The organism is Neorhizobium sp. BT27B (genome assembly GCF_050455485.1).
In the GTDB taxonomy this organism is placed as follows: domain Bacteria; phylum Pseudomonadota; class Alphaproteobacteria; order Rhizobiales; family Rhizobiaceae; genus Neorhizobium.
Genome location: NZ_JBCIYT010000016.1, coordinates 1 through 12,213 on the forward strand (window position 1 = coordinate 1; position 12,213 = coordinate 12,213).

At 61.4% G+C, this 12,213-nt stretch carries 10 protein-coding genes; 8 read left to right on the top strand and 2 right to left on the bottom strand.

The features are described from left to right. Positions 1-279: 279 nt before the first annotated feature. A complete protein-coding gene (locus AAIH70_RS27660; RefSeq protein ID WP_132273659.1) occupies positions 280-2,262 on the bottom strand; it encodes an ABC transporter ATP-binding protein/permease in 1,983 nt (660 codons plus the stop codon). 185 nt (positions 2,263-2,447) lie between these two features. Continuing rightward, positions 2,448-2,810, bottom strand: a complete 363-nt coding sequence (locus AAIH70_RS27665) for a hypothetical protein (RefSeq protein ID WP_132273658.1) — start codon at positions 2,808-2,810, stop codon at positions 2,448-2,450. A gap of 333 nt (positions 2,811-3,143) precedes the next feature. Here AAIH70_RS27665 and AAIH70_RS27670 point away from each other — a divergent pair, with 333 nt between their 5' ends. From AAIH70_RS27670 to AAIH70_RS27705, 8 genes are all read left to right on the top strand, one after another. After that, positions 3,144-4,097: a lysylphosphatidylglycerol synthase transmembrane domain-containing protein gene (locus AAIH70_RS27670; RefSeq protein ID WP_430037142.1), complete on the top strand. Its 954-nt coding sequence runs from the start codon at positions 3,144-3,146 to the stop codon at positions 4,095-4,097. A 127-nt stretch (positions 4,098-4,224) separates the two neighbouring features. After that, positions 4,225-6,120, top strand: coding sequence for a peptidylprolyl isomerase (locus AAIH70_RS27675; RefSeq protein ID WP_132273657.1), 1,896 nt, complete (start codon positions 4,225-4,227; stop codon positions 6,118-6,120). 22 nt (positions 6,121-6,142) lie between these two features. After that, positions 6,143-7,180, top strand: coding sequence for an anthranilate phosphoribosyltransferase (gene trpD, locus AAIH70_RS27680; protein ID WP_132273656.1), 1,038 nt, complete (start codon positions 6,143-6,145; stop codon positions 7,178-7,180). Further along, positions 7,177-7,995, top strand: a complete 819-nt coding sequence (trpC, locus tag AAIH70_RS27685; RefSeq protein WP_132273655.1) for an indole-3-glycerol phosphate synthase TrpC — start codon at positions 7,177-7,179, stop codon at positions 7,993-7,995. Before trpD ends, trpC begins: the two co-directional genes overlap by 4 nt. Next, complete coding sequence (gene moaC, locus AAIH70_RS27690) at positions 7,992-8,486, top strand: cyclic pyranopterin monophosphate synthase MoaC (RefSeq protein ID WP_132273654.1); 495 nt, start codon at positions 7,992-7,994, stop codon at positions 8,484-8,486. Before trpC ends, moaC begins: the two co-directional genes overlap by 4 nt. Further along, on the top strand, positions 8,483-9,703 hold the full coding sequence (locus AAIH70_RS27695) for a molybdopterin molybdotransferase MoeA (protein ID WP_132273653.1): 1,221 nt from the start codon (positions 8,483-8,485) through the stop codon (positions 9,701-9,703). The genes moaC and AAIH70_RS27695 overlap by 4 nt, the downstream gene beginning before the upstream one ends. 68 nt (positions 9,704-9,771) lie before the next feature. After that, positions 9,772-11,208, top strand: a complete 1,437-nt coding sequence (locus tag AAIH70_RS27700; RefSeq protein ID WP_132273652.1) for a cryptochrome/photolyase family protein — start codon at positions 9,772-9,774, stop codon at positions 11,206-11,208. A gap of 83 nt (positions 11,209-11,291) precedes the next feature. Then, positions 11,292-12,206, top strand: a complete 915-nt coding sequence (locus AAIH70_RS27705; protein ID WP_132273651.1) for a 2-dehydropantoate 2-reductase — start codon at positions 11,292-11,294, stop codon at positions 12,204-12,206. Positions 12,207-12,213 lie beyond the last annotated feature (7 nt).

A 12,213-nucleotide genomic window follows, 5' to 3' on the forward strand; every position in this document is an offset into this window, starting at 1 on the left:
AGACTAAACGGAACGCCACGCAAATGCCTCGGCTATCGAACGCCGGCAGAGGTCTTTCGCAAGAAACTGCTCGCCCAGATGCGCTATGCCGGTTAGCTTGATCAGGCCCGCAAGTCGCACTTCAGCATGAATTCACACGGGCACATTCTATTTCCAAGTGCGACATGCCAGTAATTTCAATGGCTTCACTTTGGAGATTTTGGCATGTCCCGATGCTATACGCAGATCACCTCGCCGATCGTCGGCGCCTCCACCATCTGCTGACTGATGCCATAGCCGTCATTTCGAGGTTGAACCCGCCCTCGGCCATGGCGTGCGCTTGACCACCCGTTGCAGCAGCGAGCGCGATCGGCTTTTGTAAGGGACAAGATCGACATCGCTGACCAGCCGCGCGCCACCGTCACGGCGCTCCAGGGTAATCTTGCGGCTGTGGAATGCTTCCAGTTCTGGACGGTGGGCCACGCTGACGATCGTTGCCTTGGGCAGTTCCTCGGTAACGATCTCCATCATGCGGTCCTGGCTCTTTTCGTCGAGTGCGGCAGTCGCTTCATCCATGACGATAATGTCGGGATTGTGCAGCAGAAGCCGCGCGAATGTGAGCCGCTGCTTCTCGCCGCCGGACAATGTCTGATCCCACGGCGCATCGTCTTCGATCTTGTCCACGAGGTGACCCAAGCCCACTTTCTCAAGGGCGGCGGCGATATCTTCGAAACTCCAGACATCCGCCGACTGTGGATAGGATACCGCACGACGAAGTGTGCCGGTTGGAATGTATGGCTTTTGCGGCAGCATGAACAATCGGCTCTCGGGGTGGAAATTGACACTGCCACTGCCCCATGGCCACAGTCCTGCGATCGCCCGCACCAGCGTGCTCTTTCCCGAACCGGACTCGCCGGCAACGAGAACGCGTTCACCGGGCTCGATCTCGACATGCGTTTCCTTGACGACGGCAGTGCCATCGCCAAGCTTGACCGAGAGGTCACGCAGCGTGAGCATTGTTTCGCCCTCGGTGTTTCCGCGGGCAATGCGCCCAAGCGTGTCACTTTGTTCTGCCCGCTCAAGTCCGTCGAGTGACATCATCAAAGACGCGACGCGGCGGGCGCAAGCGTTCCAGTCCGCCAGACGCGGATAGTTGTCGACCAGCCATCCGAAAGCCCCCTGCACGATCGTGAAGGCGGATGCCGCCTGCATCACCTGCCCCAGCGACATGCTGCCATCGAGAAATTTCGGCACGCAAAGCAGGACAGGGACAATAGGCGCAACCAGCAGGGACGTGTGCGAAACGAGTGTCGTGCGCATGTACTGGCTGGCCAGCTTTCGCCATTGCTGGCGCACCGCGCCAAATCTCCTGTCGAGATCATTGCGCTCCTCCTCCTCCCCACCGAGAAGCGCGATGCTTTCACCGTTTTCACGCACGCGCGTCAGCGTGTATCGAAACTCCGCCTCAAGCTGGTTCTTCACTTCCGACACCTGCACGAACCTGCGTCCGATAAACGCGATGGACGTCGAGGTGATGACCGCATAGAGGACCGCGGCCACAACAAGGAAACCCGGAATGGTGATTTCGGAGCCACCAAACGAAACCGTAAGCGCTCCACCTATCGTCCACAATACGGCGATGAAAGTTGATGCGGACAGGAAGGCTGCGACAACGCCCGCAACGAAATCAACCGGGGCCTCTGTGGCGATCCGCATGTCTTCCGAGAGGCGTGCCTCCGGATTCTGGTGATCACCGTCGATCAGGTTCAACTGGTAATAGCGGCCATTGGCAAGCCAGCGCGCAATCGTCGATTTCGTCAGCCAGGAGCGCCAGCGACGTTGGATCAACATCCGTACATAAACCTGGGATGTGACAATGCCGACACTTCCCAGAACCAGTGGCGGGAACAATGCACCGAGATAGTAGACTGTCGGCGCGTCACGCTGTTCGATGGCGTCGAACAGGCCACGGTTCCAGACGTTGATACCGTATTGAAAACCGACATTTATGCAGATCAAAGCCAACAAACCCAACGAGAAGGGCCAGGCAATGCCGTCGCCGCGACGGCTCCAATACCCGCGCGCACTGATCCAGAAGCGGCGGAGCAGGTATTTTCTGCGGGCGCGCTCAATGTCTTCCGGCGTCATGCCGGTATCGGTCTCGCTGATATCCGGCGGAGGTGGTAGCTCGGCCTCCCCCTGCTCTTCCCTCGGATGCTCCTTTCCAGAAGCATGGGGATCGATGACGTCTGCCTGGTGCGGCTTGAGCTCTGATTTATCCATGGCGGCTTCAACGGCGGATGAAGCCAAAGGTTTCACAAGTTGTCACGTCGGCGTGCTGATATCTTGATAGTGTCAGCCGCGTAGAGCACGGTGACGCTCTGGGGCACTCGCCATTTCCATGAAGCACAAACGAAAACAGCCGGCTGACAAAGCCGGCTGCGTTCAATATTTACAGTAACATGCACTCAGTTGCAGACGCGCACGCTTTCCATATGCCAGCCGCCGTCATAGGCGTTGCCGACGCGGCGATCTTCATACCAGCAACGTGGCGGCGGCGGGGCTTCCTCGATGTAACGCGGACCGCCATTGTTGCCGTTGGCGAGTGCGCCGCCGATCAGGCCGCCGATGACGCCTGCCGCGACACCGCCGGCAATGATGCGGCCGGTATTGTCACGATGGCGACGTGGCGGTGGTGGCGGCGGGCCACGGCGGTCATCCCAGCGGCGCGGACCATCATCGCGCCACTGGGCGCTGGCAGGCGCGGTCTGCGCCAGAATGCTGCCGGCCGAAAGGGCCAGAATGATTGCGACGCGAATTGTCTTGTTCATTGCACACGTCCTGTTCCAGTCGCGGTTTCGAAAACCGGAAACCCTGCGATATTTTGATAAGATGCACATATTCTGATTAACGCACGCTGAACGATGCACATTTCCCGGCATCGTTCGTGGCATCTCTCCAGGCATCACTCCCGTCTGGCGAACTACGCCCCAATCATGGAACAAAAACGGCAAACCGCCGTTGAGCGGTCTCCTTCCTGGAGAAATATATATGGCGACCTTTTTCGCCCGGCTTATCGCTTCAACTGCCCCAGTTTCACATCGCCATCGAGAGCCGTGCCCGTGCGAATCAAGTCGCATTTGCCGGACCACGGAGGTGGCAGCGTGAGCGGAAAACAGGTTCTCGCATGGGCCATGATTATTGTCGGCTTTGGCCTTGCCGGTTATCTGCTTTATGCCGGTCTCAGCCAGTATAGTCTTGCCGACATCGTCCAGTCCGTGCAGGCCATTCCGACAGCCAATCTGGCAATGGCGCTGATTTATGCCGCCGGTTCCTATCTGTTTCTGACATTTTTCGACTGGGCCGGCGTACTTTATGTCGGCGGCCGCCTCGGCTACCCGAAAATCGCCCTTGCCTCCTTCCTGGCGCTGTCGATCGGCCAGAGCGTCGGTCTGGCGGGCTTAAGCAGCGGCGCCATCCGTTATCGTTATTACGCTCATTGGGGACTGGATGCCGAGGCCGTTGCAAAGATCGTGCTTCTGTCCGGCGTCACAGTCGGGCTGGGGCTCGCAGTTCTGGGCGGCGTGGTGATGATCCTCAACCCGGCAGATACGGCGGGCGTGCTGCGCCTCAGCGAGACCATGGTGGTGGCGATCGGCATCGGCCTGTTGCTGGCATCCCTGCTCTATGTCGTCCTGGCTGCAACAGTTCGGGCACCACTGAAGATCTGGAAATGGACGTTTGGCATGCCGACATGGCGCATCGCCGTCATGCAGATCGTCGTCGGCACGATCAATTTCGCGCTTGTGTCCGCCTGTCTGCGCGAGGTGATGGCGGCTTCGGCAGACGTCAGTTACCTGAAGGCGGCAACCGCCTTCGTGCTCGCCAATGTCGCGATCCTCATCACCCATGCGCCGGGCGGGCTTGGCGTGCTGGAAGTCACCGTGCGCCATGTGATGGGCGATCAGGCTTCGATCGGCGCGCTGGTGGCGTTCCGGGTGATCTATTTCCTGATTCCGCTGGCGATCGGCCTGCCGTTCTCGCTGGTCACGGAAGCGGTTTTTCGGGCTCGAAAAGGCAGTTCAGACAGTGATGCATCGAATGGCTCGGCCGCATAACACACCTGTGCATCGCTTTTGCACGCAATCCCTTCATTTCCGCAGCGGTTTGTTCTAGAGACAATCTCTCAATGACGCTGGCCGGCTTCAAAGGGCGGCGCACAATATTCGCAAGGTGATGTAGTCCATGCTCGATTCCCTCAGAACAGCCTCCCGCTCCTGGGTTGCCAAAGCGCTTCTTATGCTGCTCGGCGTGTCATTTGGCATCTGGGGTGTTTCGGCCTCTATCATGGCGCCGGCCGGCGGCAACTCGGTGATGACGGTGGGCGACCAGAGCGTCACGCCGCAGGAATATCGCCTCGCCATGCAGCGCCAGCTGTCGCAGCTCAGCCGCCAGTTCGGCACGCATCTGACGGCGGAGCAGGCTCGCGCCTTCGGCATAGACCAGCAGGTATTCAGCCAGCTCGCAGCCGGCGCCGCACTCGATCAGCTGGCTTCGGACATGCGCCTCGGCCTGTCGGACGACCGCCTCGCCCTTCTTGTTGCCGACGACCCGGCCTTCAAGAACAGCAACGGCCAGTTCGACCGCCAGATGTTTTCTTCGCGTCTGCAGGCTGCCGGCCTCGACGAGAACGAATATATCAAGGAGCGCAAGAAGATCGCTGTCCGCAGCCAGATCGTCGACGCCGTTTCGGATGGGTTCACGCCGCCGGCCGTCATGGTCGATGCGCTGCGCCAGTATGCCGACGAGGCACGTGCGGTCGATTACCTGATCCTTTCCTATGCCAACATTCCGCCGGTCAAGGCGCCGGCAGACGACGTTCTGGCCGCATGGTTCGAAGGCGCAAAGGCGCGTTACCGCGCTCCGGAATACCGCAAGGTCACCTATGTGACGCTGCAGCCGTCCGACGTGGCCGACCCGACCTCGATTACCGATGAACAGGTGCAGGCCGATTACGACCGCCGCAAGGACTCATTCGGCACGCCGGAAACCCGCTCGATCGAACAGCTGACCTTCCCATCCAAGGAAATGGCCGATGCGGCCGCCGGCCAGCTTGCCTCGCGTGCCGTCACCTTCGACCAGCTGGTGAAGGATCAGGGCAAGACTGAAGGCGACGTTCTGCTCGGCGAGTTCACCAAGGAACAGGTGCCGGACCCGAAGGTTGGCGCTGCCGCCTTTGCGCTGCCGGTCACCGGCGGCACCAGCCCGGCCATTCAGGGCACGTTTGGCGCTGTCATCCTGCGCGTCAGCAACGTCAAGCCGGCCACCACCAAGACCTTTGACGAGGTCAAGGAAGAGATCCGTGGCCAGTTGGCGCTGTCGGCCGCCTCGCGCAGCCTCACCGCAACGCATGACCGTTTCGACGACCTGCGCGGCACCGGCGCCACCCTGCAGGAAGCCGCTAACGAGCTGAAACTCAAGACCGCGACAGTCACCATTGACCAGAGCGGCAATGACGAAAGCGGCAACCGCGTTGCCACCCTGCCCCAGTCCGACAATTTCCTGCCGGAAGCTTTTCGCGCGGAAATCGGTGCGGACACCCTGCCGGTCAATCTAGGCAATACCGGTTACGTATGGTTCAACGTCGATGACGTGATTGCCGAGCGTGATCGCCCGCTGGCGGAAGTGCGCGAAAAGGCTGTGGCCGACTGGACCAGCGAACAGCAGAAGGCTGCGCTTGCCGCCAAGGCCGACGAATACAAGAAGCGTATCGACAGCGGCGAGCCGCTTGCAACGATCGCCAGCGAGATCGGCATCACCGTCGAGAACAAGCAGGGCCTGCGCCGCGCCAGCACCGATGCCGTCTTCGGCCAGCCGACCGTGCAGGCCGCCTTTGCCGGCCCGGTCGATTCGACCGCCAGCGCGCTTGCCGCCGACAATGAAAGCCGCCTTCTGATGAAGGTTACCAGCGTCGAACACCAGCCGGCCTCCGGCGGTGGCGCCGACGATCAGCAGGTGCAGCAGATGGCCCGTGCCGCTGGTGACGATATGCTCGACCAGATGGTGACCCGCCTGCAACAGGATTTTGGCGTGCAGATCAACCAGACTGCCGCCGAGCAGGCTCTGGCAACGATGCGTTGAACGTGGACCGAGGAGAGATGACATGCCGGTTCTGAAACCGTTCATCGCCAAGGTTGCCAACGGCGAGAGCCTGAGCCGGCCGGAAGCCCTGGAAGCCTTCAACATCCTGATGTCGGGCGAAGCCACGCCATCGCAGATCGGCGGTTTTCTGATGGCGCTGCGGGTGCGCGGCGAAACCGTCGACGAGATTGCCGGCGCCGTTTCGACCATGCGGGCCAAGATGGTGCCGGTTTCGGCACCGTCCGACGCCGTCGACATCGTCGGGACCGGTGGTGACGGCATCGGCACCTACAACATCTCGACGCTTGCCTCGATCATAACGGCAGGGGCCGGCGTTCCAGTTGCCAAACACGGCAACCGCGCCCAGAGTTCGAAATCCGGCACGGCGGATGCGCTGAGCACGCTTGGCGTCAATCTCGACATCGGGCCGGACCTGATCGGCCGCTGCATTTCGGAAGCCGGCATCGGCTTCATGTTCGCGCAAAAGCACCATGCCGCCATGCGGCATGTCACCGCCAGCCGCGTCGAACTCGGCACCCGGACGATCTTCAACCTGCTGGGTCCGCTATCCAATCCGGCCGGTGCCAAACGTCAGTTGCTCGGCGTGTTTGCCCCGCAATGGCTGCTGCCGATTGCTGAAGTGCTGCGCGATCTCGGCTCGGAACGGGTCTGGGTCGTTTATGGCGACGGCATGGACGAAATCACCACCACGGGCACGACGCAGGTCGTGGCGCTGGAAAATGGTTCGATCCGCAGCTTCGAGCTGACACCGGAAGATTTTGGTGTTTCACGCGCCGTCATCGATGACCTCAAGGGTGGCGATGGTGTGGTCAACGCGGCTGCCCTGCGCGATGTTCTCGCCGGCGCCCGCAATGCCTATCGCGACATCGCGCTCTGCAATGCAGCCGCGGCACTCGTTATCGCCGGCAAGGCGGACAATGTCATGGACGGCATGGCAGTCGCCTCCGAATCGCTCGACAGCGGCAAGGCCACGGCCGTGCTCGACCGCCTGATTGCCGTTTCCAACGAGAATACCGACAAGGAAGGAACCGGCGCATGACCGACATCCTGCGCAAGATCGAAGCCTACAAGCGCGAGGAAATCGCTGCTGCCAAGGCAAAAACCTCGCTCGAAGACTTGAAGGCGATGGCCAGGGACGTTTCCGCTCCGCGCGGTTTCTACAAGGCACTTATCGCGAAGCGTGATGCCGGCGAATTTGGCCTGATCGCCGAAATCAAGAAGGCCAGCCCCTCGAAAGGCCTGATCCGCCCGGATTTCTATCCGCCGGCACTGGCCAAGGCTTATGAAGCCGGTGGTGCCGCCTGCCTCTCCGTGCTGACCGATGGCCCGAGCTTTCAGGGTGCGCCCGAGTTTCTGGGGGCTGCCCGCGATGCCTGCGCGCTGCCGGCTTTGCGCAAGGATTTTCTGTTCGAGCCCTATCAGGTGCATGAGGCGCGCGCCTGGGGCGGCGATTGCATCCTGATCATCATGGCGTCGCTCTCCGACGACGAAGCCCGCGCGCTTGAGGACACCGCCTTTTTGCTCGGCATGGATGTTCTGATCGAGGTGCATGACGAGGCCGAGATGGAGCGGGCGCTGAAACTTGCGTCTCCGATGATCGGCGTCAACAACCGCAACCTTCGCACATTCGAGGTCAACCTCGATGTCAGCGAGCGTCTGGCCTCGATGGTATCGGGCGATCGTCTGCTGGTCGGTGAAAGCGGCATCTTCACGCATGAGGATTGCCTGCGCCTGCAGAACTCGAACATTTCGACCTTCCTCGTCGGCGAAAGCCTGATGCGCAAGGACGACGTGACCGCCGCCACACGGCTGCTGCTGAAAGGCGATGCTGTTACTGCGGCCGCCCAGAGATGACCGAGAGCGACCGAAAACTCACCCATATCGATGCCGCCGGTGAAGCCCATATGGTCGATGTCGGCGACAAGGCGGAGACGACCCGCATTGCGACGGCCGAGGGTTTTGTGCGCATGCTGCCGGAAACCCTGGCGCTGATCCGCGAGGGTAACGCCAAGAAGGGCGACGTGATCGGCACGGCGCGTCTGGCAGGCATCATGGCCGCCAAGAAAACGTCGGATCTCATCCCGCTCTGCCATCCGCTGATGCTGACCAAGGTTTCGGTCGAAATCGAGGAAGATGACGCCCTGCCCGGCCTGCGCGTCACCGCCACAGCAAAACTTTCGGGAAAGACTGGCGTCGAGATGGAAGCACTGACCGCCGTGTCGGTTGCCTGCCTGACGATCTATGACATGGCCAAGGCCGCCGACAAGGGCATGGAAATCGGCGGCATAAAACTTCTGACCAAGAGCGGCGGCAAATCCGGCGACTGGCAACGCGAGGCACCATGAAACCGGCTCTGCTGCCCGTATCCGAGGCAAAGGCGCGTTTTTCGGCGCTCACCACGCCGGTTGTCCGGATCGAGATGGTGCCGCTTGCGCAGGCAGATGGCCGTATTCTGGCCCGAGATGTCGTCGCCCACCTCACCCAGCCGCCCTTCGATGCTTCGGCCATGGACGGTTACGCGCTACGGGCCGTTGACGCGCCGGAGATCGGCAGCGAACTGACGGTGATCGGCAGTGCCGCCGCCGGTCATGCCTTTGATGGCCGAATCGGCACAGGCGAAACAGTCCGCATCTTTACCGGCGCGCCGGTGCCGGAAGGTGCCGATACGATCCTCATTCAGGAAGATGCCGAGAAACTCGACGGCAACCGCATCCGCACGACCTTTGCCGTCACTGCCGGCCGCCATATCCGCCCACGCGGGCAGGATTTTGCCGAGGGCGAGGCGGTCATTACAGCAGGCACGCGGCTGGATTTCACAACGCTGACACTGGCTGCCGCCACCAACAACGCCGAACTTCCGGTCTATCGCAAGCCGCTGGTCGCGATCCTCGCGACCGGTGACGAACTGGTGCAGCCCGGCACGACACCGGGACCGGCGCAGATCGTCGCCTCCAACACGTTTGGGGTTGCCGCGCTGGCGCGTGACAATGGCTGCGAGGTGCTCGATCTCGGCATCGTGCCCGATGACGCCGCACTCATCGGAAAGGCGATCTCGGCCGCGCGTGACGCCGGTGCCGACGTGCTGGTGACGATTGGCGGCGCTTCGGTCGGTGATCATGACCTCGTGCAGGGCGTGCTGAAATCCGCCGGCATGGAACTGGACTTCTGGCGTATCGCCATGCGCCCCGGAAAACCGCTGATGGTCGGCACACTGGGTGGCATGCAGGTGCTCGGCCTGCCCGGCAATCCTGTCGCAAGCCTCGTCTGCAGCCTGCTGTTTCTCGAGCCGACACTGCGAAAGCTGGCACATCTGCCGGAGCGCAACCGCGAGGCGGAAGCCATTACAGCGCGAACGCTTGCGGCAAATGATTTGCGGCAGGATTTTTTGCGCGCAAAGCTTATCCGCAATGATGCGGGCAAGCTGGTGGCAGATGCCTATGGCAAGCAGGATTCCTCGATGATGAAGATCCTTGCCCATTCCGACTGCCTCGTGTTGCGGCTGCCGTATGCGCCGGAACTGCCGGCCGGCAGCCCCTGCTCCGTCCTGTTACTGCGTCCCTGATCTTTTGGCGTTGAGCCTTTGCCGGGCTCGCGCGTTAGTCCCCGGTAATCCAATCCAAGGAGGCCCGTGTGGCTGAAGACAAAAAGACGCCGGTCATCTTCTGGTTCCGCCGCGATCTGCGGCTCGATGACAATCACGCACTGCACGCCGCCGTCGAAACCGGCCGTCCGGTCATTTGCGTCTATATCCGCGAACCGGAAATGCCGGACATCGGTCCGCTGGGTGGTGCACAGGCCTGGTGGCTGCATCACTCGCTGGTCAATCTGCGGGAAAACCTCAAATCCCATGGCAATGATCTGACACTGCGCTCGGGTGCCGCCGAAGAGGTGCTGCAGGATATCGCCCGCACCTCCGGCGCCGATCTGGTCTTCGTCAACCGCGCCTATGAACGCACATCGGTGGATCGCGATATCGCCATTGCGCTGAAGGAAGCCGGCATCGGCATCCGCGCTTTTCATGGCCAGTTGCTGCACGATCCGAAAACCATCCGCACCGGCTCGGGCAATGCTTTCAAGGTTTACACGCCATTCTGGAACGCCATGCAGAAGCTCGGCGAGCCGGGCGAGCCAACCGACGCACCGGACGCCATTGCCGCACCTGACACCCATCCCCGTTCGGAATCGCTCGATGGCTGGAACCTGCTGCCGACCAGACCGAACTGGGCCGCTGGCTTTCCAGAATTCTGGACACCCGGCGAGGACGGCGCGCAGGAAAAGCTCGAAGACCTGATCGATGCCGATCTGCACGACTACAAACACGGTCGCGATTTTCCGGGCACTGAATCGACATCACGACTGTCGCCGCATCTGGCGCTCGGCGAAATCTCTCCGGCCCGCATCTGGCATGCCACCAACGGGCTTGCCGCACGCCACAAGGACGATCTCGTGCATTTCCGCAAGGAACTGGCCTGGCGGGATTTCTGCTACAATCTGCTGGTCGAGTTTCCCGAGCTGCGCACCAAGAACTGGGACGACAAGTTCGATGCGTTCGAATGGGAGTTCGATGCCAGGGATTTTGCCGCCTGGACCAAGGGGATGACCGGTTACCCGATCGTCGATGCCGGCATGCGCGAGCTCTGGCAGACCGGTTACATGCACAACCGCGTGCGGATGATCACGGCATCCTTCCTGATCAAGGACCTGCTGATCGACTGGCGGCGCGGCGAGGAATGGTTCCGCGATACGCTGCTCGATGCCGATCCCGCCAGCAACACCGCCAACTGGCAATGGGTGGCCGGCTCGGGCGCCGATGCCTCCCCCTTCTTCCGCATCTTCAACCCGATTCTGCAGGGTGAAAAATTCGATCCCGATGGCGATTATGTGCGTCGCTGGGTGCCGGAACTGGAAAAGCTGCCGAAAAAATACATTCACAAGCCCTTCGATGCACCGGACCATGTTCTGGCCGATGCCGGCGTCGAGCTTGGAAAGCAGTATCCCAGGCCAATCGTCAACCACGGTTTGGCGCGCGACCGGGCGCTGGCGGCGTATAAGGGCCTTAGAGGCTGAACCCGTACCGCATGTGGCAGGATTGACGTTTCAACGAAGGTCTTCTGCGATTACGCTGTTTCTTCCAGAACGGAGGAGCAGGCATGGCGAAGCGAACAATTGCAGTCGTCGGACTTGGCGGGATCGGTGGTGTCGCCGCGGCCTGCCTGAGCCTGTCACCGGATAACCATGTCATCGCCTGTGCCCGCAGGCAGATCGATGCGCTGACGTTCGACCACAACGAGGAACGTGCGCATATACCACTGACGACGCTGACCGACCCGCGCCTTGCCGAACCGGTGGATTGGGTGGTCCTCTGCACCAAGGCGCAAGACGTTGCAGCTGCCGCTCCATGGCTCGAACGCCTCTGCACACCGCAGACGACAGTCGCCGTGCTGCAGAATGGCATTGCGCATGAGCAGCGCGTTGGTCCTCATGTGAATGCTGCCACGGTGCTGCCGGCGATTGTCTATTACAACGGCGAGCGGTTGGCACCGGACCATGTGCGGCTCCGCCATATCCGCGGGCACGACCTGCTGGTTCCCGCCGTGCCGCAAGCCGATGCCTTTGTAGCCCTGTTCGAAGGCACGCCGATCGATGTCGGCCAGAGCGCCGAATTCATCACCTATCAATGGCGAAAACTGCTCGTCAACGTCATCGCCAACCCGATCACGGCTCTCACACGTCAAAGGCTCGGTGTCTTCCAGCGCACGGACATACAGGATCTCTCGCTTGGCATTCTGCGCGAGGCCGTCGCGGTTGGTCGAGCCGAGGGCGCGCAGTTGCGTGAGGATGAGGCTGAGGCAATCCTGGAGACGTTTCTCGGTTATCCACCGGAAGCAGGCACCTCGATGTATTTCGACTGCCTTGCCGGACGTCCGCTTGAAATCGAGGCGCTGAACGGCGCCGTCGTCGAGGCCGGACAGCGTCACGGCGTTGCCACGCCGCTCAACGGCGCCATGCTGGCATTGCTAACAACCATCAGCGACGAAAATGCGGCAATGTCTGCGCGCACATAACAAAAGA